Source organism: Roseovarius gaetbuli, assembly GCF_900172365.1.
Lineage (GTDB): Bacteria > Pseudomonadota > Alphaproteobacteria > Rhodobacterales > Rhodobacteraceae > Roseovarius > Roseovarius gaetbuli.
In genome coordinates this window covers 21,476-43,263 of sequence record NZ_FWFJ01000002.1, presented here as the reverse complement: position 1 = coordinate 43,263, position 21,788 = coordinate 21,476, and the positions used below count along the sequence as shown (strand labels likewise).

At 57.2% G+C, this 21,788-nt stretch carries 21 protein-coding genes and 1 riboswitch; of the genes, 15 read left to right on the top strand and 6 right to left on the bottom strand.

From position 1 onward, the window contains the following. Nucleotides 1–505: 505 nt before the first annotated feature. From ROG8370_RS01435 to ROG8370_RS01420, 4 genes are all read right to left on the bottom strand, one after another. Complete coding sequence (locus ROG8370_RS01435; protein ID WP_085825318.1) at nucleotides 506–1,798, bottom strand: TRAP transporter large permease; 1,293 nt, start codon at nucleotides 1,796–1,798, stop codon at nucleotides 506–508. Then, complete coding sequence (locus ROG8370_RS01430) at nucleotides 1,795–2,295, bottom strand: TRAP transporter small permease (RefSeq protein ID WP_085825317.1); 501 nt, start codon at nucleotides 2,293–2,295, stop codon at nucleotides 1,795–1,797. The genes ROG8370_RS01435 and ROG8370_RS01430 overlap by 4 nt, the downstream gene beginning before the upstream one ends. 70 nt (nucleotides 2,296–2,365) lie before the next feature. Then, nucleotides 2,366–3,403 carry a TRAP transporter substrate-binding protein gene (locus ROG8370_RS01425; RefSeq protein ID WP_085825316.1) on the bottom strand — a complete coding sequence of 346 codons (1,038 nt, stop codon included), beginning with the start codon at nucleotides 3,401–3,403 and terminating at the stop codon, nucleotides 2,366–2,368. A gap of 41 nt (nucleotides 3,404–3,444) precedes the next feature. Further along, nucleotides 3,445–4,626 (bottom strand): amidohydrolase, encoded by a 1,182-nt coding sequence (locus ROG8370_RS01420; protein ID WP_170925154.1) that lies wholly within the window; start codon nucleotides 4,624–4,626, stop codon nucleotides 3,445–3,447. Between the two features lie 146 nt (nucleotides 4,627–4,772). Here ROG8370_RS01420 and ROG8370_RS01415 point away from each other — a divergent pair, with 146 nt between their 5' ends. The 15 genes from ROG8370_RS01415 (at nucleotide 4,773) to ROG8370_RS01345 (ending at nucleotide 19,805) form a co-directional block, all read left to right on the top strand. Then, nucleotides 4,773–5,243, top strand: coding sequence for a MarR family winged helix-turn-helix transcriptional regulator (locus tag ROG8370_RS01415; RefSeq protein ID WP_170925153.1), 471 nt, complete (start codon nucleotides 4,773–4,775; stop codon nucleotides 5,241–5,243). A gap of 73 nt (nucleotides 5,244–5,316) precedes the next feature. Next, nucleotides 5,317–5,403: riboswitch (glycine riboswitch) on the top strand. Nucleotides 5,404–5,549: 146 nt separating this feature from the next. After that, the gene (locus ROG8370_RS01410) at nucleotides 5,550–6,833 is read left to right on the top strand and encodes a D-amino acid dehydrogenase (protein WP_085825313.1); all 1,284 of its coding nucleotides are present in this window, start codon (nucleotides 5,550–5,552) and stop codon (nucleotides 6,831–6,833) included. Then, on the top strand, nucleotides 6,833–7,789 hold the full coding sequence (bhcB, locus tag ROG8370_RS01405; RefSeq protein ID WP_085825312.1) for a beta-hydroxyaspartate dehydratase BhcB: 957 nt from the start codon (nucleotides 6,833–6,835) through the stop codon (nucleotides 7,787–7,789). Before ROG8370_RS01410 ends, bhcB begins: the two co-directional genes overlap by 1 nt. Nucleotides 7,790–7,800: 11 nt before the next feature. Further along, complete coding sequence (bhcC, locus tag ROG8370_RS01400; RefSeq protein ID WP_085825311.1) at nucleotides 7,801–8,967, top strand: 3-hydroxy-D-aspartate aldolase BhcC; 1,167 nt, start codon at nucleotides 7,801–7,803, stop codon at nucleotides 8,965–8,967. A gap of 62 nt (nucleotides 8,968–9,029) precedes the next feature. Then, nucleotides 9,030–9,995, top strand: coding sequence for an iminosuccinate reductase BhcD (gene bhcD / locus ROG8370_RS01395; protein ID WP_085825310.1), 966 nt, complete (start codon nucleotides 9,030–9,032; stop codon nucleotides 9,993–9,995). Nucleotides 9,996–10,207: 212 nt separating this feature from the next. After that, on the top strand, nucleotides 10,208–11,356 hold the full coding sequence (locus ROG8370_RS01390) for a muconate/chloromuconate family cycloisomerase (protein WP_085825449.1): 1,149 nt from the start codon (nucleotides 10,208–10,210) through the stop codon (nucleotides 11,354–11,356). Between the two features lie 64 nt (nucleotides 11,357–11,420). After that, complete coding sequence (benA, locus tag ROG8370_RS01385; protein ID WP_085825309.1) at nucleotides 11,421–12,809, top strand: benzoate 1,2-dioxygenase large subunit; 1,389 nt, start codon at nucleotides 11,421–11,423, stop codon at nucleotides 12,807–12,809. A 12-nt stretch (nucleotides 12,810–12,821) separates the two neighbouring features. Continuing rightward, a complete protein-coding gene (benB, locus tag ROG8370_RS01380) occupies nucleotides 12,822–13,343 on the top strand; it encodes a benzoate 1,2-dioxygenase small subunit (protein ID WP_085825308.1) in 522 nt (173 codons plus the stop codon). A 73-nt stretch (nucleotides 13,344–13,416) separates the two neighbouring features. Next, nucleotides 13,417–14,439: a benzoate 1,2-dioxygenase electron transfer component BenC gene (gene benC / locus ROG8370_RS01375; protein ID WP_085825307.1), complete on the top strand. Its 1,023-nt coding sequence runs from the start codon at nucleotides 13,417–13,419 to the stop codon at nucleotides 14,437–14,439. After that, nucleotides 14,436–15,215: a benzoate diol dehydrogenase BenD gene (gene benD, locus ROG8370_RS01370; protein ID WP_085825306.1), complete on the top strand. Its 780-nt coding sequence runs from the start codon at nucleotides 14,436–14,438 to the stop codon at nucleotides 15,213–15,215. The genes benC and benD overlap by 4 nt, the downstream gene beginning before the upstream one ends. Before the next feature lie 40 nt (nucleotides 15,216–15,255). Beyond that, nucleotides 15,256–16,431 carry an ABC transporter substrate-binding protein gene (locus tag ROG8370_RS01365; RefSeq protein WP_085825305.1) on the top strand — a complete coding sequence of 392 codons (1,176 nt, stop codon included), beginning with the start codon at nucleotides 15,256–15,258 and terminating at the stop codon, nucleotides 16,429–16,431. Nucleotides 16,432–16,499: 68 nt separating this feature from the next. Beyond that, a complete protein-coding gene (locus tag ROG8370_RS01360; protein WP_085825304.1) occupies nucleotides 16,500–17,369 on the top strand; it encodes a branched-chain amino acid ABC transporter permease in 870 nt (289 codons plus the stop codon). Nucleotides 17,370–17,373: 4 nt separating this feature from the next. Next, on the top strand, nucleotides 17,374–18,378 hold the full coding sequence (locus ROG8370_RS01355) for a branched-chain amino acid ABC transporter permease (RefSeq protein ID WP_085825303.1): 1,005 nt from the start codon (nucleotides 17,374–17,376) through the stop codon (nucleotides 18,376–18,378). Next, a complete protein-coding gene (locus tag ROG8370_RS01350; RefSeq protein ID WP_073196197.1) occupies nucleotides 18,371–19,114 on the top strand; it encodes an ABC transporter ATP-binding protein in 744 nt (247 codons plus the stop codon). Before ROG8370_RS01355 ends, ROG8370_RS01350 begins: the two co-directional genes overlap by 8 nt. Beyond that, nucleotides 19,107–19,805 carry an ABC transporter ATP-binding protein gene (locus ROG8370_RS01345; RefSeq protein ID WP_085825302.1) on the top strand — a complete coding sequence of 233 codons (699 nt, stop codon included), beginning with the start codon at nucleotides 19,107–19,109 and terminating at the stop codon, nucleotides 19,803–19,805. Before ROG8370_RS01350 ends, ROG8370_RS01345 begins: the two co-directional genes overlap by 8 nt. A gap of 6 nt (nucleotides 19,806–19,811) precedes the next feature. On the opposite strand, the gene ROG8370_RS01340 is transcribed toward ROG8370_RS01345, so the two are convergent. After that, a complete protein-coding gene (locus tag ROG8370_RS01340) occupies nucleotides 19,812–20,702 on the bottom strand; it encodes a LysR family transcriptional regulator (protein WP_085825301.1) in 891 nt (296 codons plus the stop codon). Between the two features lie 115 nt (nucleotides 20,703–20,817). After that, the gene (locus ROG8370_RS01335; protein ID WP_085825300.1) at nucleotides 20,818–21,693 is read right to left on the bottom strand and encodes a dioxygenase family protein; all 876 of its coding nucleotides are present in this window, start codon (nucleotides 21,691–21,693) and stop codon (nucleotides 20,818–20,820) included. Nucleotides 21,694–21,788: the final 95 nt, after the last annotated feature.

Genomic DNA, 21,788 nt, shown 5'->3' with positions numbered 1-21,788 from the left:
CATTGGCAGGTCGGCGTCACCCAAAGATCATGACCCATTGGCTAAAAGCCGGACAGTTTTGGTCTGGATTTTTCCAATTATGATCGCAAATGCGGGATAACGAGCGTGAGCTTTTGCAGCGCGCTTTCAAATATTCTCGAATGTAGCGCGCCGCCGCTCTTGTCACGTGGCGTGGTCTTGGCCTGGCATAAGGGTCGGGCTCACTTTTCGTGCGCAGATGGGGTGGCACTTGTCTGACGCCAACGTGTTATCGACATGGGTTTCATCCGCGTTTTTTGACGAAGGCGCTTGAGGCACAAGATGGCCATTCGTAAGATTTCACGGCGGACAGGGCTGTTTGGCGTCTTTGGAACGGGAAATCCTGAAATGCAGAGTCGATTGAACCAGTTTCGACGCGTCCAGCGGTTTGCACAGTTCTTTCGTAGATTTTCGGTGTGATTCGGAGTTGGTGTCGAAAAACAGCGAAACCGTCCCAACTCCGATCATTTCGTACCGCGTCTGGATTCTAACCCACCGTGCTGCCCAACCATAGCGTAATCCCGGGGAACGCGACCAGAAAGGCAAGCCGCACGACATCAACTGCGATGAACGGAACGAGACCCCTGAAAATACGAACCACAGGCACATCCGGCAGCACGGCTTTGAGCACGAAGACATTCATCCCAACCGGTGGAGTGATGAGCGCGATTTCGGTGACGACGATAACGATGATACCGAACCAAACCAGATCGAACCCCTGAGCCACCACGATTGGGGCGAAGAGGGGGACGAAGATCAGGATGATCGCCATGGAATCCATCACGCAGCCCAGTACGAGGAACACCAGCATGATCACCATGATCAGCGCGATACCTTCCAGCCCGGTCGATTGGACAAGGGCGAGAACCCCGGCGGCTAGGCCGGACAGAGTAAGCAGCTTGGACAGCATCAGTGCGCCGAACAACACGGTATAAAGCGAAATTGACGTATAAGCGGTGTCGATGATGATCTTGCGCAGGACCGAAAGGCTGAGGCGACCGTGTAGCGTCGCGATTATGACGGCGAGGCCAGCACCCATGCCTGCTGCCTCGGTTGGCGTGAAAAGCTTGGCGTAAAGCCCGCCTATGATCAGGCCGAAAAGCAGGAGAAACGGCCAGACGCCGGACAGGGCACTCAGCTTTTCGCTCCAGGGCGTGTATTCGCCTTTGGGGGCTTGGGCGGGATCGCGCGCGGCAATGAAACGGATTGCAAGCATGTACATCGCAAGCCCCAAAAGTCCGGGTACGACCCCTGCGATAAACAGATCCCCGATATTCGTCTGGGTCAGGATGCCGTAGACGACCATGATGATCGATGGCGGAATCAGGATACCTAGAGTTCCACCTGCGGCAATGGTGCCTGCTGCCAACTCATCGGAATATTTGTATTTCTTCATGCTTGGGTATGCGACCTTGGCCATTGTCGCGGCAGTGGCATAACTGGACCCGCAGACGGCGGAGAAGCCGGAGCAGGCAACCATGGTAGATAGCGCCAAGCCACCGCGCACATTTCCGACAAAGGCGTAAGCCGCCCGGAATAGATCCTGTGCGATTCCGGTCTTTGAAATGACATTGCCCATGAGAATAAACATCGGCACGACGGCAAGGTCGTAGGACAGAACCGCATCGGAAATAGTCAGCGGCAAAAGCTGAAATGCAATGTTCCAGTTGATTGCAAAACCGATGCCGACGATCGAGACAGCCAAGAGTGCAAAGGCGAGCGGAACGCGGAGGAAGGCGAGAACAATCGCTGCCGCCATAGCGAAGGATCCAACAATCATAGCGCTTCCTCTTCGTGGGTATCGGTCGGGTCGACCATCGGGCCGCTAATGCCGATAACGAGGGCGGCCAGAGCTGATAATGCGCAACTCAGGGCCATGAAAAAATATAGCGGTGCGCGCGGCACCCGGAGCGCCTGACTGACCTCGGAAATCCGAGAGGCATTCAGGCCGTGTTTGACAAAGAGCCAGGCAATGAGTGCTAGAACCAAAGTGACCAGCACGGTCGTAAGCGCACGCCACCATGCCATCGATGGGCCTTTGACGAACTTGTCCAGCAGATCGATTGTCAGATGTGCGCCTGCGACGGTGACAAGAGGCAGACCTGCGAAGATGACAAGCGCCATCAGATGCTCGGTAATGTCATTCGATCCATAGATCGGTTTGTTCAATAGCCGCCGCCCAATGACGTCGGCGAATGTAAGTGCCACCATCGACAACAAGAACAGTGCCATTAACGTCTCGGTCAACCAGCGGATTTTCCATACGATCGTCTGCATGATCCAGTCTCCTCCCGTGTGGGCGAGGGGCGGTCGTGTCGTCCCTCGCTTTGATTTTCGGTAATTTGGCTTATTCGGCAGCGAGCGCGTTGTATGTGTCGTTGTAAAACGCTCGCATAGCCTCGGGGTCTGTCACACCCGCCGCCTTGGCCGCAATGATCCAGTTCGCAACCATCTGATCGTTGATAGTATTCACCGCTGCGATCAGCTCTGGTGAGGCATCAACAATCTCATGTCCTGCAGCGGCCAGCTTTTCGGTCGCAGCCGGGCTTTGGGCGTCGAAGTTCTTACCCCATTCAGCCGAAAGCGTTTCGCCGATAATTGCACTGATGGCTGTCTTGTCCTCATCGCGGAGGCCGTCCCACTTTGCGCCGTTCATGATGACAAAGAAAGCCGCATCATAGAAACCATTCGGAAAGATTGTATGATGCTTCAGGCTGTCTTCCAGCCTGAAGTTTACAACCGATTCCATCGTGTGCAACGAGCCGTCGATGACGCCGCTTTCGAGCATCTCGTAGGCTTTTGTTGCGGGTGCGGCCACCGGAACGGCACCGAGCGCAGAAATAAGCTGTTCCTGAATCGGACCGCCCATGCGGAATTTCTGGTTTTGGACATCAGCAGGTGTGGTGATGGAGTTTGAAGCGTGATGTAGCTGACCGCCACCGAACATGCCAACTGCAAGCATCTTCACCCCGTCAAACACACCATTGTCCGCAAGGAATTTTTCGTATGTCCGCCAAAGCGCGCGGCTTTGCGATTCGGCTTTGGTGCCAGCGTTGGGGAATTCAGCGAACCACATCGAGGTGAAGCGTTCCGGTTCATAGGTGAAATTGCCCCATGTGATGTCTGCCACGCCAGTGCGGGCGAGTTCCCAGTGCTGCGGCGGGCTTGCGAGCGGGGCTGGCAGGATCATCACGGTCACACGACCTTCGGTGACTTCTGCTACCTTTTCGGTGAACGGCACGAGGAAATCAGTGTGTATGAAGTGGGTCGGCGGAACCCATGATGACATGGTGAGCATCTCGGCGCTGGCGACCTGCGGTGTGACTGCAAGTATTGCAGTGGCAGCAGCCGCGCCTTTTACCATTTTGGATATTTTATCAAACATATGGCTTCTCCCTTGGATTGAACGTGTTTTGATCAGGTTGGTTATTGTGCGTTGAGGGTCTTGCTCGTGCGGGCTTTTGCCAGATTTACGAAGATTTCGGCCCCAATCGGAATGATGTCCGGATCGAAGACATATTCCGGATGGTGCGGTGTTCTCCCGTCTTGGCCGATAAAGAAATATGCCCCGGGCACCCGCGTCGCGAGTTCTGAAAAATCCTCGGACGCCATGATGCTCCGCGCGTTTTCGATCACCTTGTCGGCACCAACCGTTTGGCACGCCGCGGAAACGACCGCAGCGACCGTGGCAGGATCGTTCATCGTCACGGGGGCAACCTTGGTCACGTCAATTTCGATTTGCACGCCAAACAGCAATTCGGTTGCTTTGGCCGCATCCTCAAGGAGTTGTGCCAGGCGGTCGCGCACCTCGACTGCGTTGGTGCGCATGGTGCCTTCGATGAGAACCTCGTCGGGCAGGACATTCCGGACGGTCCCGCCGGAAAACAGGCCGAAAGAGATCACTCCTGCATTCCGTGCATCCGCGACTCGGGTGGCCGCTTGCTGCACTGAAGTGATCAAACTGGCCCCCGCGGTGATGGCATCCTCGCCGGTATGCGGCATTGACCCGTGCGCTCCGGTTGCGCGGATCGTGATGTCAATGTTGTCCGCAGATGACAGAGCCGCAGTTGCAGGCACGCCCACATGGCCAACCGGAAGGCCGGGCAGATTGTGCAGCGCATAGATTTCATCGCAGGGGAAACGCTCGAACAGTTTGTCTGCGATCATCGCGCGTGCCCCGCTCAGCAACTCCTCGGCGGGCTGAAAGATAAAGCGCACCGCGCCGTCGAAATCCCGATGCTGTGCCAGATAGGCAGCGGCAGTCAGGGCCGTGGTTGCATGACCATCGTGGCCGCAGCCATGAAATCGCCCTGCATTTCTGGATGCATATGCGACCTTGGACTTTTCTGCCATCGGAAGCGCATCAAGCTCAGCGCGAAATCCGATACACCGCTCGGATTCTGTCGCACCGGTGCCTGCTCCGTGCAGTGTTGCGACAACGCCGGTTCCGCCAATGCCCGTGGCCACGTCATAGCCAAGCTCTGTAAGCCGATCAGCAACAAAGGCTGATGTGAGGACTTCCTCAAAGCCAACCTCTGGATTGCGATGGAGGTGTTGCAGCCATTCAGCCGAGGTGTCTCGTTGGCTCTCATACCAGTGTTTGAACATCGCCATCCCTCCAAGTAGTCTTATGTTGAGAATATTGCACAAAGGTATTTGTCATGCAAGATAGTTTCAATATAAGAGGGTTTTTTCGGAAGGCAGGGTGAGGCGTGATACTTTTCCAGTGCCAGGATCAAGCAAAGGGACATATGATGCAGACGAACAAGACCTTTAGCAACGAACGCCTTACATACAAGCTCAGTATTGTGGCTCAGGAGGCGATCACTGCGAACGACGAGATTTTCCTTCGTGAAACAGGCTGTCGGATCAGAGAGCTGAGAGTTTTGCGTCTGGTAGATGACAATCCGGGGACAACCTTCGCGGAAATCTCGAAAATAACCGGTTTTGAGCGAAGTTTGACGTCGCGCATCATCCAGAGCCTGCTTGGAAATGGTTTGATCAAGCGGGAGAACTCAAGTGAGGACGCGCGCGTCTTCTTGCTTAGTACGACGGAGAAGGGCGCTGAGGTTCGTAAGGTGGCGCGCCAGCTTTCAGACAGGTTGGAGGTCATCCTTACGGATCCGCTTTCCGCGCAGGAACTACATATATTCAACGAAATTCTGGAGCGCCTTGGCAATTGGGTCACTTCCGAAGAATATCGATCAACGCTACAGAATGCCTGAAAGCAAACTGGTCTTTCTGAAAAATAGTCTTGCAGTGAGATGGAAATTGCTCTAAAGCTATGCGATAGCCTAGCAAGCTGAGGCAGGAGAGATCGGCCGTGGCCGACGCCGAAGGAGCAACCCCCCGGAACCTCTCAGGCAAAAGGACTGCAATCAGCGCGGCGATCTGAAGTGTGGTGCGTGCATCATTGCGCGCACGTCACGAAACTGGCGATGGCAACTGCCGCAGTCAGCTACGTGCCTCGCGACAGAGGGGATTGGACCTGCCATCCGGCAGGACGAAACCTTGGGTCGCGGGAGGATACCATGACCAGAATTGCCGTTATCGGCGCCGGAATTACCGGCGTCACCACCGCGTCAAGCCTTATGGATCGGGGCTATGACGTAACTTTATTCGATCGCAACCGTTACGCGGCAATGCAGACCTCGTTTGCCAATGGCGGGCAACTCTCCGCCTCGAATGCCGAAACCTGGAACCGGTGGGCCACGGTTTTCAAGGGCATGAAGTGGATGATGATACGGGGCGCGCCGCTTTTGGTGAACCCCAAGCCGAGCTGGCACAAGTACAGCTGGATGGCCGAATTTGTCGCCGCGATCCCGCAATACCGCGCCAATACGGTTGAGACGACCCGCATGGCGATCGCTGCGCGCGGGTTGCTGACTGAAAAGGCGGAACGCCACGGATTTGATTTCGACTGTGAGAACCGCGGTATTCTGCACATTTACACCAACAAGGCCGAGTTCAATCACGCCACCGAGGTGAACAATCTGCTGGCTGAAGGCGGGCTGGAGCGCCGCGCGGTCGCCCCCGAAGAGGTGCGCCAGATTGAACCCGCGATAAGCGGAGATTTCTATGGTGGTTACTATACCGAAAGCGACTTTACCGGTGACATCCACCGTTACACCACCGGCCTTGCCAAATCCATCGAGGCAGGCGGTGCAGTGCTTCGTTTTGGCACCGATGTCGACGCACTCCAGGTTGACAAGAATGAAGTGCGCCTGACTTGGAGCCGGAATAACGAAAGCCAAACCGAGATCTTTGACGCCATAGTCGTTTGCGCGGGCGTTGAAAGCCGTTCCCTTGCCGCGCTGCTGGGCGACCGCGTGAATGTCTACCCGGTCAAGGGCTATTCGATCACCGTGCGCCTCGATGATGAGGAAAGCCAGAGCGCCGCGCCCTGGATCAGCCTGCTGGATGACGAAGCCAAGGTCGTCACAAGCCGCTTGGGCAAGGATCGCTTCCGGATCGCGGGTACGGCAGAGTTCAATGGCTACAACCTCGACATCCGCGATGACCGAATTCGCCCGCTGGTGAAATGGTGTGAACGGTTCTTTCCCGGTGTCAGCACCGAGCATTCAGTCCCTTGGGCAGGACTGCGCCCGATGATGCCAAACATGATGCCGAAGGTGGGGCAAGGCGCGCGCGATCGCGTTTTCTACAACACCGGGCACGGCCATCTTGGTTGGACGCTATCGGCCGTGACCGCCGAGATAGTCGCTGAAAAGATCGCGGGTTCGCGCATCATCAATACGCTCAAGGGTGTAACCTTCTCCACCTCGTCACCGTTGAAAGCGCAGAGGGCTGTGTGATGTATATTCCTACATACGACGACATGCTTGACGCACACGTTCGGATTGCCCCGCACATCCGCTGCACACCTGTTCGGACGTCTGACTATTTGAACGAGTTGGCAGGCTGTCAGCTGTTCTTCAAATGCGAAAACTTTCAGGAGCCCGGGGCTTTCAAGGTTCGCGGCGCGGCCAACGCTGTGTTCGGGTTGAACGAGGGTCAGGCGAAGAAGGGCGTGGCGACGCATTCCTCGGGCAACCATGCCTCTTGCCTGAGCTACGCGGCCATGCTGCGCGGTATCCCTTGTAATGTGGTCATGCCGCGCACCGCCCCGCAGGCCAAGAAAGACACGGTGCGCCGATATGGCGGCAAGATCACCGAATGTGAGCCGTCCACCACCTCGCGCGAGGCGACCTTTGCCAAGGTGCAGGCCGAGACAGGCGGCGATTTCGTGCACCCTTACAACGATCCGCGCGTGATCGCCGGGCAGGGGACCTGTTCAAAGGAGTTCATGGAACAGACCGGCGGGCTGGATATGGTCGTAGCCCCGATCGGTGGTGGCGGCATGATTTCGGGGACCTGCCTGACGCTCTCGAAGTTTGCTCCTGAAACCAAGGTGATTGCGGCAGAGCCCGAGCAGGCGGACGACGCCTATCGCAGTTTTAAGGCCGGGTATATCATCGCAGACGATGCTCCCAAGACTATTGCCGACGGGCTTCTGGTGCCACTCAAGGACCTGACCTGGCATTTCGTGTCGAACCACGTGACCGAAATCTACACGGCCTCCGACCAAGAGATCATCGATGCAATGAAACTGATCTGGAAGCACCTGCGCGTGGTCATGGAACCCTCAAGTGCGGTCCCTCTCGCCACCATTCTGAAACAACCGGACGCATTTCGCGGCAAACGCGTAGGCGTCATCATCACCGGCGGCAACGTCGATCTGGACAAATTGCCCTGGATGCTGGGCTCATAAGGAGACTTCCCATGAAAGACTTGATTGATTTCGACACATATGAGGTAGGCTTTGACATTCCCGCCAAACCCGGCATGGACGCAGCGGATATCCAGACCCCCGCGCTGGTACTGGATCTCGATGCGCTAGAGCGCAACATCAAGAAGATGGGTGATTACGCCAAGGCACACGGCATGCGGCACCGCGCCCATGGCAAGATGCACAAGTCCGTCGATGTTCTGAAACTGCAACTGGAAGTTGGCGGCGCGGTTGGTGTCTGCTGTCAGAAGGTGTCCGAGGCGGAGGTTTTCGCGCGCGCTGGCGTCAAGGAGATCCTCGTTTCCAATCAAGTTCGGGACCTTGCCAAGATCGAACGGCTTGCGCAACTCCCGCAGATGAGCGGCGGCGAGGTCATCGTCTGTGTTGACGATGTCGCCAACGTCTCCGACCTGTCTGCGGCTGCGAAAAAGCATGGGACGAACCTGGGCGTCTTCATTGAGATCGATTGTGGCGCGGGGCGTTGCGGCGTGACCACGACCCCCGCGGTTGTCGAGATTGCACGGGCCGTAAAAGTGGCTGACAACCTGACGTACAAGGGCATCCAAGCCTATCAGGGCGCGATGCAGCATATAGACAGCTTTGAGGCCCGCAAGGCCAAGATCGATGGCGCCGTGGCGCAGGTAAAAGACGCAGTCGATGCCCTGAAGGCTGAAGGCATCGAAACGGAGTTGGTCTCCGGCGGCGGCACCGGCTCGTATTATTTCGAGTCGAATTCGGGCATCTACAACGAGTTGCAGTGTGGATCCTACGCCTTCATGGATGCCGATTATGGCCGTATCCTTGACAAGGATGGCAAGCGCATCGATGCGGGCGAATGGGAAAATGCCTTCTTCATTTTGACCAGCGTGATGAGCCACGCCAAGGCCGACAAGGCGATCTGCGATGCAGGGCTCAAAGCGCAGTCGGTCGATAGCGGGCTGCCTTTCATTTATGGGCGCGATGATGTGGAATACATTAAATGCTCGGACGAGCATGGCGTGATCTCGGATCCCCAGGGCGTTCTGAAGGTCAACGACAAGCTGAAGCTTGTGCCCGGCCACTGCGATCCGACAGCCAACGTACATGATTGGTATGTCGGCGTGCGGAACGGCAAGGTCGAATGTGTCTGGCCCGTTTCCGCGCGCGGCCGCGCTTACTGATCATGCTTGTCACAAGGCGGGCCGGTCATGTCGGCCCGCCTATATTTTGAGGAGACCAAATCATGCTGATCGTACCTGAAAGGGAAATTGCGGGCTTGATAACCAGCAAAGCAGCCTTTGAAGCCGTCGAAGATGTATTTGCTGCGATGTCGTCGGGCGATGCCTACAACTTTCCTGTCGTGCGCGAGGCGATCGGTCATAAGGATGCTCTTTATGGCTTCAAGGGCGGGTTTGACCGCGCCGGTTTCACGCTCGGACTCAAAGCTGGGGGCTATTGGCCGAACAACCTGGAGAAACACGGGTTGATCAATCACCAGTCCACGGTTTTCCTTTTTGATCCCGATACGGGAAAACCAGTGGCAATGATCGGTGGCAACCTTCTGACCGCGCTGCGAACCGCTGCGGCATCCTCAGTCTCTATCAAGTATCTGGCGCGTGCCGATGCCAAGGTGATCGGAATGATCGGCGCGGGCCATCAGGCGACGTTCCAGCTGCGCGCGGCGCTGGAACAAAGGGCTTTCGAAAAGGTGATTGGTTGGAATTTTCACCCCGAGATGCTGCCCAATATCGAAAAGGTTGCGACCGAGGCAGGACTTCCTTTCGAGCCGGTCGACTTGCCCGGCATGGCCGAAGCGGACGTGATTATTTCGATCACCTCGGCATTCTCTCCTTCGCTTATGGCGGATCACGTCTCGGATGGCACGCATATTGCCTGCATGGGCACTGATACCAAGGGCAAGCAGGAGGTCGAGGCCGCTCTGGTTGCGCGGGCCAAGGTGTACACCGATGAGGTGGCGCAATCCGTCACCATCGGCGAGGCCCAGCATGCTGTGACGCAAGGCTTGCTGGCGGAAAGTGACATCGCGCAGTTGGGTGAGGTCATCAACGGCACCGATCCGGGCCGAACGGCGGATGCGGAATTGACGTTATTCGATGGCACCGGTGTTGGCCTTCAGGACCTGGCGGTCGCCGCTGTCGTGGTTGACCTGGCGGTTAAAAAAGGCATCGCTATCGAGGTGGATTTCTGAGTGGTGCAACAAACCGGATCAGATCTAAGACACATTATGTTCAGGCGTCGCGAAGTGCGGCGCTTGATTTCATTTCAGCGTTGTCGGTCGGTTCGAGAAACGCGAGGTGGTGCCAATAAGGGTATCACCCGAGACCCCAACCGTCATCGACACAGAGCCACTTTAACGCGCAATCTGCATCTTAACAAAATCAAACAAATGCGGTGATTGACGTGACAAAGATCGACCAAATCGAGACCATGATCCTCGACATCCCAACTATCCGGGGGCATGTGTTGTCTATGGCGACAATGCGGTCACAAGCAGCAGTCCTTGTGCGCATCAAGTTTTCCGATGGCTCCGAGGGGATTGGTGAAGGGACAACAATTGGTGGGCTGGCATATGGCCCGGAAAGTCCCGAAAGCATTCAGTCCGCAATTGATACCTATATCGCGCCCGCGCTGGCCGATTGGGATGCCGACGACGTAAATGGTGCCCTCCAGCTTTTGGACAAGTTGGTTCGCGGTAACCGTATTGCGAAAACAGCGGTGGAAATTGCCCTTTGGGATGGCCTGGGCAAGCGCCTTGGGGTGCCAGTCTCGCAGTTGTTCGGCGGTGCCGTGACGACCAAGATGCCGGTCGCCTGGACACTGGCATCAGGAAATTCAGAGACCGATATCGCCGAAGCGCTGGAAATGATCGAGACGCGCCGCCACAATATTTTCAAGCTCAAAATTGGCAAGCGTGCGGTGCGTGATGACGTGGCGCATGTGGCTCGCATTAAAGAAGCGGTCGGTGACGCGGCGAGCATCCGTGTGGACGTAAATACGGCATGGTCACTGCAAGACGCGCGTTGGGGATTGAAGGGCCTGCAGGAGGTCGGATGCGAATTGGTCGAACAACCGGTTCCGGCCCGATATCTGGATGCAATGGCCGAATTGACCAGTTCTTATGAAATTGCGGTCATGGCAGATGAAGCACTGAACGGACCTGAAGACGCTTTGGCCGTTGCCACGCACCGTGCCGCTGATGTGTTCGCCGTGAAGATTGCCCAATCGGGTGGCCTGAAACGGGCGTCTGAAGTGATCTCCGTCGGTCAGGCTGCAGGGCTTGGACTTTATGCGGGCACAATGCTTGAGACCGGTCTCAGCACGGCGGCCGCACTTCAGCTCTTTTCGACGGTTGAAACGCTGCACTGGGGAACAGAGCTTTTTGGCCCGCTGCTTTTGACCGACGAGATACTGGCCGAACCGATCGTCTATCGCGACTTCTGCGTTGAGGTTCCGCAAGGCAACGGGATCGGTGTCACACTGGACCCTGACAAGATTGAATTCTACCGCCGCGGCGGTAGCCGGATACTGAAGTCTGCCGCTGGGGAATAACCCACGGGCAAAGCAATTTGCCAATGCCGAAACCCTGCATTGGCCCCTAAGGAGGAGAAGACCCATGTTCACGCAATCTAATCTGGATGAACTCGAAAGCCGTCTTGACGGTATAGTGCAGGATGATCCGGAAAAAGGCATCTTCCGCGCGCGCCGCGACATGTTCACCGATGAGGAACTGTTTGAGCTCGAGATGAAGCATATTTTCGAGGGCAACTGGATCTATATGGCGCATGAAAGCCAGATCCCGAATCCTGGCGATTATTTTTCGCTTCACATGGGCCGGACGCCTGTCGTGATCACCCGCGACAAGGATGGCGAGCTGCATGCACTGGTCAACGCCTGTTCACACCGCGGCGCAATGCTCTGCCGTTTCAAGCGGCGCAACCAGAAGACATTTACTTGCCCTTTCCACGGCTGGACCTTCTCGAACACCGGCAAGCTTCTCAAGGTAAAAGACCCCAAGGGCGGCGGCTATCCCGAGCAGTTCAATCAGGACGGCAGTCACGACCTGACCAAGGTCGCCCGCTTTCAGAACTATCGCGGCTTCCTGTTCGGCTCGCTCAATGCGGATGTGCAACCGCTGGAGGAATATCTTGGCGAGGCGTGTAAGATGATCGACATGATCGTTGATCAATCCGAGGAGGGCATGGAAGTCCTGCGCGGATCATCAACCTACACCTATGACGGTAACTGGAAGCTTCAGGCCGAGAACGGCGCGGACGGCTATCACGTCTCTGCCGTGCATTGGAACTATGTCGCCACCACCTCACACCGCACAGTGGACGGCAAGGAAGACAAGATCAAAGCGACCGATGCGTCGAAATGGTCAAAGCAGAAGGGCGGCTTTCATTCCTATGAGAATGGTCACCTGCTGCTCTGGACAACCTGGGCCGATCCGAGCACCCGCCCGAACTATGCGCGCCTTGAAGAGTGGACCAAGACCTACGGCAAGACCAAGGCCGAATGGATGGTCGGCGTGTTGCGCAACCTGTGCATCTACCCGAACGTCTTCCTGATGGACCAGTTCAGCAGCCAGATCCGCGTGTTCCGCCCGATCAGCGTCGATAAGACCGAAGTTACGATCTACTGCATCGCGCCGAAAGGCGAAGACCAGGCATCGCGCTCGCTGCGCATTCGCCAGTATGAAGACTTTTTCAACGCCTCCGGCATGGCGACGCCGGATGACACAGAAGAATTCCGCGCGACGCAGCGGGGCTATGCGGGTGGCGCTCATGCCAAATGGAACGACCTGAGCCGGGGTGCGACCCAGTGGATTGAAGGGCCGGATGAGGATGCCAAGGAACTTGGTATCAACCCGATCCTGTCGGGGGCGCGGACCGAAGACGAGGGCCTGTTTGTTATTCAGCACACGCAGTGGACAGAACGCATGGCGGCAGCCATCGCCAAGGAACGCGAAGATGCACCTGATGCATCCGTTGCGGCAGAATGAGGAGATAGAACCATGACAACCGATACAATTAACCGTGCCGACACAGCTCTTGGTTTTGACGAAATTCAGGCATTCCTGTTTGCCGAGACACGCGCGCTTGACGACCGTCAATGGGACACTTGGCTGAGCTTTTATCATGCTGACTGCCCGTTCTGGATGCCCGCCTGGGATGATGAGGATCAGCTTACCGAGGATCCGCAAAACGAGATGTCGCTGATCTTTTACCCCGACAAATCGGGGATTGAGGATCGTGTCTTTCGGATCCAGACTGACCGATCATCGTCAACCTCGCTGCCCGAGCCGCGCACGATGCACAACCTCAGCAACATCGAAGTTCTGAGCCAAGAGGGCGGGGAGATCAAGCTGCGCTTCAACTGGATTACGCTGACCTACCGCTACGGGACAACGGACCAGCATTGGGGAACGTCGTTTTACACCATAGATGCGACCGGTCCAAAGCCTCTGATCACGAATAAGAAAGTCGTACTGAAAAACGACAAGATTCATCACGTGATTGACGTCTACCACATCTGATCCGGTTCACATCGATCACATTGAACGACCACGCATCCCTTGCGAGGGTGCGTGGACAAGGGAGGAGCACGCTATGACCCATTACAACATTGCCTTGAATTTCGAAGACGGCGTTACGCGCGTCATCGAGTGCGAAGACGACGAGAAGGTGACAGACGCTGCCTTTCGCCAAAAGATCAACTTGCCCATGGATTGCCGTGATGGCGTCTGCGGCACCTGCAAATGCTTCGCCGAAAAAGGCGAGTACGAGCTTGAATTCTACATGGACGAGTCGATGAGCGACGAAGAGGCCGAACAGGGCTACGTCCTCACCTGCCAGATGATCCCGGAAAGTGACTGCGTTCTGCGCGTCCCGGCCTCGTCAGCGGTCTGCAAGACGGCGCCCGAGGCGGTGCAGGCCGAGGTTCTGGGCGTTGACCGACTGTCCGAGACCTCCTTCAGCTTGCGTGTGAAACCCGCCAAGCCCATCGGCTTTTTGCCAGGGCAGTATGTGAATGTCACGGTTCCGGGCACACAAAAGCACCGGTCCTATTCGTTCTCTTCTGCGCCCGGCGCCGACATCGCGACCTTCCTCGTGCGCAATATTCCGGGCGGCGTGATGAGCTCTTATCTGGGCGAGGGCGCCAAGACTGGCGACAGCGTGACGCTGACTGGGCCGATGGGGGCGTTCTATCTGCGCCCGATGGAGCGCGCGCAGCTCTGGCTTGCCGGTGGCACCGGGCTTGCGCCTTTCCTGTCCATGCTGGAACAGGTCGCAGAGCAGGGGACGGATCAGCCGATCACACTCTTTTATGCCGTGACAAACGCCGCCGATCTGGTCGAGCTGGACCGCGTCAACGCATTGGCCGGGAAAATCGGCAACGTCACCGTCATTACGGTGCTGGCCGCCGAGGAAGATACCCATGAGCGCAAGGGCTTCGTGACCGATCACGTGACTGCGGAAGACCTTAATGGAGGCGATTGCGATGTCTACCTCTGTGGTCCGCCGCCGATGGTCGATGCGGTGCGTACGCATTTCGGCAAGCTGGGTGTCGAGCCCGCCAATTTCTACTTTGAAAAATTCAACCCGACCGAAGCAGAGGGCGTTGCCACATGAGCCGCCGTTTCGACAATAAGGTCATGGTCGTCACCGGAGCCGCGCAAGGCATCGGCCGCCGCGTCGCCGAGCGCGCGGCAGCCGAGGGCGCGCGCGTCTTGATCGTGGATCGTTCGCCCGCACGCGACGAGGTCGTTACGCATATCCGCGCCGCAGGTGGCAGTGTCGAAGCGATATCCGCCGATCTTGAGACATGGACAGGCTGCGCTGCGGCGATGGCCAAAGCCGTGGACCTCTGGGGGCGGATCGACATTCTTGTGAACAACGTTGGCGGCACGATCTGGGCCAAACCGTTCGAGCATTACGAGCCCGAACAGATTGATGCCGAGGTGCGCCGCTCGCTCTTCCCGACGCTTTATTGTTGTCGCGCCGCGATCGAGATCATGTTGCCGCAGGGCAGTGGCGTCATCGTCAATGTCTCGTCAATCGCGTCACGTGGGCTCAACCGCGTACCCTATGCGGCGGCCAAGGGCGGGGTGAATGCCCTTACTGCAAGCCTTGCCTGGGAAGTGGCGGAACGCGGTATCCGTGTCGTGGCCACCGCGCCCGGCGGCACTGAGGCACCGCCCCGTGTGGTGCCGCGCAATGCCAACGCGGCCGAGGAACAACGCGAAGACTGGTACCAGACCATCGTCGATCAGACGATCCAGTCGTCGTTCATGAAACGATACGGAACACTCGACGAACAGGCAGGTCCGATCCTGTTTCTGGCGTCGGATGATGCCTCCTACATCACTGGCGTTACGGTGCCGGTTGGTGGGGGCGATCTTGGATAGGCCCTGAGGAGGGGTCTGAAACTCAACTGGAGGATATAAAATGAAACGTTCTATTCTGACGGCCCTCGGGCTTGCCACTGGCCTTGCTATGCCTGCAGCCGCTGAAGATATCAAAGTCGGGCTGCTTCTGCCATTCTCGGGTGTTTATGCATCATTGGGAAATGAGATCGAGGCTGGATTTGCTCTGGGACTGGAGCAATTCGGCGGCGAAACCGATGCAACCTTTGACATCGTCAACGAAGACACCGAGGTCAAACCGCCGGTTGCCCTCGGCAAGGCCAAAAAGCTGATCCTTCAGGACAAGGTTGACGTGATGGTCGGGGTTGTCAGCTCTGGCGTGCTCGGCGCCGTGCGCGACATGGTACATGGTGCGGGCGTGCCGCTGATCGTGGCCAATGCCGGAAATGACGGCGCAACAGGCGAGTCCTGCTCGCCCTTCATCACGCGCATGTCGTTTTCCAACGGTCAGGTAAACCGTCCGATGGGGCAATGGATGTACGATCAGGGCATCCGCAAAATCTATACGCTTGCACCCGACTATGCGGCGGGTCGCCAGATGATTGAAGGCTTTGCGGCGACCTTTACCGCCGCAGGTGGCGAGATCGTCGGCCAGGACTTTACCCCGTTCCAGAAGACCCAGGATTTCGGGCCCTATCTGACGCAGGCAAAATCCAGCGGCGCGGATGCCGTCTACGTGTTCTACGCGGGTGGCGAGGCGATTTCCTTCGTCAAGCAGTATGACAGCTTCGGTCTCAAGGCAGAGCTGCCGCTTTATGGCTCGGGCTTCCTGACATCGCCGCTTTACGTGAATGCCGAAGGCCCCGCAGCCGAAGGTGTGATCACGGCGCTGCACTATGTGCCCACGATCGACAGCCCTGCAAATGCAGCCTTTGTCGAAGCGTTCAAAGCCAAGACAGACCGCATGCCGTCGGAATTCGCCGTGCAGGGGTATGATGCGGCGCGCGCTCTGATCGAGGCAACAAAGGCGGGCGCCACCGATCGGGCGTCACTTGCCAATGCGCTGCGTCAGGTGAGCTTTGAAGGCCCGCGTGGTCAGCTTTCCATCGACCCCGCGACCAACAACATCGTTCAGCCGATCTATGTGTATGAAACCGTTGCCGGTGAAGGTGGTCTGACCCAGAAGGTGCTCGCACAGCTTCCAGCCGAGGCCGATCCGGTCAATGGCTGCGAGATGGCGGCGCCGGTCTCCAACTAAATCACAGCAAAAAAACTGCGCCCGGCTGCAAAATGCCGCCGGGCAAACTCTCGGGAGGAGGTCCCAAAATGACAATCGATCTTGGCTTCTGGACGCTTCAGACCCTCAATGCGCTGCAGCTGTCGATGCTTCTATTTCTTCTATCCGTCGGCCTGACGGTCATCTTCGGCCTGATGCATTTCGTGAATCTCGCCCATGGTGCGCTCTATGCGCTTGGCGCTTATTTCGCGGCGTCGCTGGCGGCGGTGGGCGGCTACTGGATGGGCTTTTTCCTTGCTCCCGTCGCTGTCGCCGGGGTTGGTGTGCTGCTTTATACCGGGCTTATTCAGCGGATGCGCAAATCCGGGCCGATGGCGCAGGTTCTGGTGACCTTTGGCCTTATCTTCGCGCTGTTGGATCTCACCCGCATCTTTTGGGGCGACCTAGCCCTGGCGATCGAGGTGCCCGGCATCCTCTCGGGTCGCCTTGCCTTTCTTGGTGTCGAATACCCGACATACCGCTTGTTCATCATCGTTCTCGGAACAGCTATTTTAGCTGCCCTCTCGCTGGTTCTGAGCCGGACGCAGATTGGCGCGATGATCCGTGCGGGTGTGGACAATGATGCCATGGCGGCTTGCCTCGGGATCAATGTCGAGCGCTTGTTCTTTATCGTTTTCTGTGTCGGTTGTGCTTTGGCCGGTCTTGCCGGGGCGGTTGCCGCACCGCTTTTGAGCGTGACCCCTGAAATGGGGCTGCAAATCCTGATCCCGACCTTGATCGTCATCGTGATTGGCGGCCTTGGATCCCTGAAAGGCGCGATTGCCGGGTCATTGATCTACGGCTTTGTTCAGACGTTTGGCGCCGTGCTGGCGCCGCAACTCGCGTCGGTTCTCATCTATGCCCTGCTGGCTGCGGTCCTCGTGATCAAGCCTGTGGGCCTGTTTCCCGCGAAAGGATAAGTCGATGTTTCGTCATACACCGCTTCGCTATGCCACGCTGGTGCTGCTGGCATCCGTGGCCCTGTTCAGGGTCTTCACGGCCGAGTATTTCGGGCTTGAGATACTGACTGAAATTTTCATACTCGCAGTGCTGGTTCTGGCGCTTGACATGGTGGCAGGCTTTGGCGGCATGGTTTCGCTCTGTCACGGGGCGCTGATGGGCGTCGGCGCCTACGCTTATGTGATGCTTTCGACCATAGCGGGGATTGCGCCTCCGGTTGCGATGGCCGGGGCGATTGCAGTCACCGGGGTCGCGGCCTGGGTTATCGGGGCGATCTGCGCCCGCAGCCATGGCATCTACTTCATCATGGCAACGCTCGCCTTTGGGCAGATGGCCTATTCCTATGTCTTCGAGGCCCCGATTTTCGGTGGCGATGACGGGCTTGGCGGAATATCGCGGCTTGATCTGTCCTTTGTCGGGATTGATCTCAATGACAGCCGCAGCTTTGCGTTTTTCTGCCTCGCGATCCTTGCGGCGGTCTATGGCACGGCGGTTCTAATCCTGCGCTCGGGTCTTGGGCGTTCGCTGAGTGGTGTGATGCACAACGAACAGCGCATGCGCGCGCTTGGTCTTACGGTCTGGCGGGTCAAGGCGGATGTTTTCGGACTTTCGGGAATGATCGCCGGGTTGGCCGGTGTCTTGGCGGCCCAGCACATCATGTATATTTCACCCGGTCTTCTTAGCTGGACCGTTTCAGGCGAGGCGCTTGTGGTTGTCATCCTTGGCGGCGTGGGAACCTTGATTGGCCCGCTGGTGGGGGCTGTGGCCTTTGTCATGCTCAAACACGAGTTGAGCGCGGTCACGACCTATTGGCACCTTGTTGTGGGCTGTATCTTGATCGCAGTGGTGATGAGCCGCGCGAACGGTATCTTTGGCTGGCTCGAAGACCGATGGGGTGCCCGGATCGACCGCCGTGCCGCAGATGCCACGCGCAATCAAAAAACCGAGGAGGTTGCCAGCGATGCTTGAGACAAGAAATCTGGACAAGAGTTTTGGGGCTGTGCACGTCACGCGTGATGTCTCGCTCAAACTGGAACGCGGTGAACGGCGGGTCATTCTTGGGCCTAACGGTGCCGGAAAAACAACGCTTTTCAACCAGTTGGTCGGTGAACTTGCCTCTGACAAAGGCTCGGTTCATCTGGCGGGCGAGGATGTTACCGCGCTTGCAGTCGCAAAACGGGCGCGCCGGGGTCTATCGCGCAGCTATCAGAAGAACACGCTGTTCGATGGCCTGACGGTCGAGGAAAACCTCGGTCTGGCGGCGTCGATCCACACCGGACATGCGACGACGCTGTGGAGTGACAGTCTGGCGAAACCCGAAGTGCGCGAGATCGTTCAGGACGTTGCCAATCAGGTCAACCTGATGCCCTTCCTGCACGCCAATGTGTCTGAGATCAGCTATGGTGTGCGTCGGCAGCTTGAGGTGGGCGTCGCGCTTGCGACCCGTCCGCTGGTCTTGTTGATGGACGAGCCGACAAGCGGCGTCGGCCCCGAGATGGCGAAGGGGTTTCACGACCTGCTGAACAATCTGCCGCGTGACCTGACGCTTCTGATCATCGAGCACGATATGGATCTGGCCTTTGACGTGGCCGATACGATCACGGTGCTCAACTACGGCGAGGTGGTGTTTGACGGATTGCCGCAAGAGGCGCGCGGGTCGAGCCTTTTGAAAGAGATTTATCTGGGGAGCTGGGAAGATGCTTGAACTGAACGCAATCAATTCCGGATATGGCGAAACGCAGGTCCTGTACGGCATGAGCCTTTGCGCCCAAAAAGGCAGGGTTCTTGCCGTTCTTGGGCGAAATGGAGCTGGAAAATCCACCACCCTCAAGACGATTATGGGCCTGTTGCCAACCCGCTCTGGCGAGATACGGTTTGAAGGCAAGCCGATTGCCAAACGGTCGTTTGATGTCGCCAAGGCGGGCATCGCCTATGTGCCCGAGACACGCGATATTTTTCCATCGCTCTCTGTGCGCGAGAACCTTGAAATCGCCGCAAAACGCTTTGGCGGAGACGGCGCGGACTGGACGTTCGAGCGCGTCCTAGATCTCTTTCCCCGCCTCGGAGAGCGCCTCGACAATGGCGGAGCACAGCTTTCGGGGGGCGAGCAGCAGATGCTTGCGATCGCGCGGGCTTTGTTGATGAATCCACGCCTGCTTATTCTTGACGAGCCGACCGAAGGGCTTGCGCCAATCATCGTCAAGCTCATTCATGACAAGCTTCAGGAGCTCAAGGCCGAAGGGTTGTCGATGGTGCTTGTCGAGCAGAATTTCGGCTTTGCCACATCGCTGGCCGACGATGTTGTCGTCGTCAGCAAAGGGCAGGTGGTCTGGACAGGCAGCGCACAGGACATCCGCGCAGATGAAGACGCCCAGCATAAGTGGCTGGGTGTCTGAGCCCTCTCAGATCAGCTTTCGTGCGACACTTTGTGCGATCTTGACAAAATTCTGAACATGCACGCCCTGTTCATCCAGACGGTAATTGATGGACAGGGCAGTGCGCGCGATCTCAGGCTCGATCTTCAGGAACTTGATCCCGTTACGCGGGGCCGATCCCACAGAGGCCGGGACGATACAAACCCCTTCACCGATTGCGACGAGGCTAAGCGCGGTGTGCAGGTCCATGGTGAAAATGCGCATAGGGACTTCGAAACCGGCGTCCTGGCAGGCTTTTAGCACCAGGTCGGCATAGCTGGGCCGAGGGTATTCAGGATAGAGGATCAGGTTGTGCGTCGCCAGCCTGCGCAGGTCCGCAATCCTGCGCGATCCCGTATCCAATGTGTCGGGCAAGGCAAGGATAAGATCTTCTTCGAGAAGCTTCTTCACCGCAAATTCCGGGTCGCTCAGTGCAGGCCTTGCAAAGGCGACATCAATCATCCGAGAGACGAGTTGCCTGTGAAGCTGGGCATTGTTCATCGGGATCAGGTTCATATTGACCGAAGGGTAGGCGGCGCGAAACGATTTTATGATATTGGGAAAAATGCCATAGGTCGAAGAGCCGACAAACCCGATCCGAAGCCGACCCTCGGCTCCCTGACCGATCCGTCGAATTTCCAGCTTTGTATCGTCAAGCTGGGCGATGATGGATTTGCTTCTTTCAAGCAGCTTCTCACCGGCCTGTGTCAGACTAATCGCGCTGCGGCCACGATTGAAAAGGATCGCGCCCAGGTCTTCCTCGATCTGTTTTATCTGGCGGCTCAGCGGCGGCTGCGCCATGTCAAGCCGTTCCGCCGCGCGCCCAAAGTGCAATTCTTCGGCCACCGCGATGAAATAGGTCATTTGCTTGAAATTCATCGCGGCCTCCCCTCCAGCGTCAAATCAACATATGCGAGATGAACAGTAGTTCAGCACTTTAAATAAAAAAAGGCCCCCGCAACACGGGGGCCAGTCTACAGGGAGGTTGGAAGTCTTACTCGGCCGCAACAGATTGGGCTTTGTCCTCTGCCTTGAGAACGAAATCGAACTCGAAGTGCAGATCGGTGCCAAGCTCCTTGGGGGCGGGCTTGAACTTGCCGATCAGGCTGTCTTTGACCGCGAAAACGCTGTCATTGTCCAACCATTTGCTGTCGGCGTCATAGATCTGGCTGATCAGCGGACGGTAGCCCTCTTTCGAGATGATGAAATGCATATGCCCGGGCCGATAGGGGTGATGCCCCATGAAGCGCAGCAATTCACCAGCGGTTTCATTGTCCGGGATCGGGTAGGGCACGGGGCGCACCGCCACAAAGGCGTAATGCCCGTTTTCATCAGTCTCAAGGCGGCCGCGCAGGTTGTATTCGGGCTGATCGGGGTCGAGGTTTTCGTAGATGCCGTTTGGCGCATCTTCCCAGACGTCAAGCGTCACATTCGCAACGCCATTGCCATCGGCATCGCGGATATAGCCTTCGTAATAGGCGGTTTCCTCATTGTCATAATGTTTCTGGATGGTCGAACCACCCTTAGGCAGAACCGGCGGATTTTCACGGTAGAACGGGCCGAGAACGGTGGATTCGCTTTCGGTGCCTTCAACGGGGTTCGAGAGCATGTCGACCAGAACCTCAACACCGACGATGTCGCCAAGCAGGATGAATTCCTGCCGGTTCTCGTCACAGGTCTGGCCCGCGCGCTTGAGATATTCGCAGCCTTCCAGGAATTCGCCATGTTGCAGGTTCACGTCTTTGCAGAACCCGTGCAAGTGCTTGATGAGCGAGGTCATGATTTCGCGTTGACGTTCGGTGATATCACCGGACTTTCCAAGGCTGGCGATCACGACATCCGTGATGTTTTCAAGATTTACAATGCCCATGGTTTCTCCTCCAAATTGGCGATTCTGTCAGTGGTCCGGGACGCTTTGGGGGCGTCTTTCGCTACCTATTCATCCGCTAAGAAGTCGCTTAAACC

Excerpts from the sequence above, each read along its gene's own strand:
- benB (WP_085825308.1), top strand. The coding sequence starts at position 12,822 with ATGACAACCGATACAATTAACCGTGCCGACACAGCTCTTGGTTTTGAC.
- ROG8370_RS01345 (WP_085825302.1), top strand. The coding sequence starts at position 19,107 with ATGCTTGAACTGAACGCAATCAATTCCGGATATGGCGAAACGCAGGTC.
- benC (WP_085825307.1), top strand. The coding sequence starts at position 13,417 with ATGACCCATTACAACATTGCCTTGAATTTCGAAGACGGCGTTACGCGC.
- ROG8370_RS01430 (WP_085825317.1), bottom strand. The coding sequence starts at position 2,295 with ATGCAGACGATCGTATGGAAAATCCGCTGGTTGACCGAGACGTTAATG.
- ROG8370_RS01415 (WP_170925153.1), top strand. The coding sequence starts at position 4,773 with ATGCAGACGAACAAGACCTTTAGCAACGAACGCCTTACATACAAGCTC.
- ROG8370_RS01360 (WP_085825304.1), top strand. The coding sequence starts at position 16,500 with ATGACAATCGATCTTGGCTTCTGGACGCTTCAGACCCTCAATGCGCTG.
- bhcD (WP_085825310.1), top strand. The coding sequence starts at position 9,030 with ATGCTGATCGTACCTGAAAGGGAAATTGCGGGCTTGATAACCAGCAAA.
- ROG8370_RS01365 (WP_085825305.1), top strand. The coding sequence starts at position 15,256 with ATGAAACGTTCTATTCTGACGGCCCTCGGGCTTGCCACTGGCCTTGCT.
- ROG8370_RS01350 (WP_073196197.1), top strand. The coding sequence starts at position 18,371 with ATGCTTGAGACAAGAAATCTGGACAAGAGTTTTGGGGCTGTGCACGTC.
- bhcB (WP_085825312.1), top strand. The coding sequence starts at position 6,833 with ATGTATATTCCTACATACGACGACATGCTTGACGCACACGTTCGGATT.
- ROG8370_RS01335 (WP_085825300.1), bottom strand. The coding sequence starts at position 21,693 with ATGGGCATTGTAAATCTTGAAAACATCACGGATGTCGTGATCGCCAGC.
- ROG8370_RS01355 (WP_085825303.1), top strand. The coding sequence starts at position 17,374 with ATGTTTCGTCATACACCGCTTCGCTATGCCACGCTGGTGCTGCTGGCA.
- ROG8370_RS01425 (WP_085825316.1), bottom strand. The coding sequence starts at position 3,403 with ATGTTTGATAAAATATCCAAAATGGTAAAAGGCGCGGCTGCTGCCACT.
- benD (WP_085825306.1), top strand. The coding sequence starts at position 14,436 with ATGAGCCGCCGTTTCGACAATAAGGTCATGGTCGTCACCGGAGCCGCG.
- benA (WP_085825309.1), top strand. The coding sequence starts at position 11,421 with ATGTTCACGCAATCTAATCTGGATGAACTCGAAAGCCGTCTTGACGGT.
- bhcC (WP_085825311.1), top strand. The coding sequence starts at position 7,801 with ATGAAAGACTTGATTGATTTCGACACATATGAGGTAGGCTTTGACATT.
- ROG8370_RS01435 (WP_085825318.1), bottom strand. The coding sequence starts at position 1,798 with ATGATTGTTGGATCCTTCGCTATGGCGGCAGCGATTGTTCTCGCCTTC.
- ROG8370_RS01420 (WP_170925154.1), bottom strand. The coding sequence starts at position 4,626 with ATGTTCAAACACTGGTATGAGAGCCAACGAGACACCTCGGCTGAATGG.
- ROG8370_RS01410 (WP_085825313.1), top strand. The coding sequence starts at position 5,550 with ATGACCAGAATTGCCGTTATCGGCGCCGGAATTACCGGCGTCACCACC.
- ROG8370_RS01340 (WP_085825301.1), bottom strand. The coding sequence starts at position 20,702 with ATGAATTTCAAGCAAATGACCTATTTCATCGCGGTGGCCGAAGAATTG.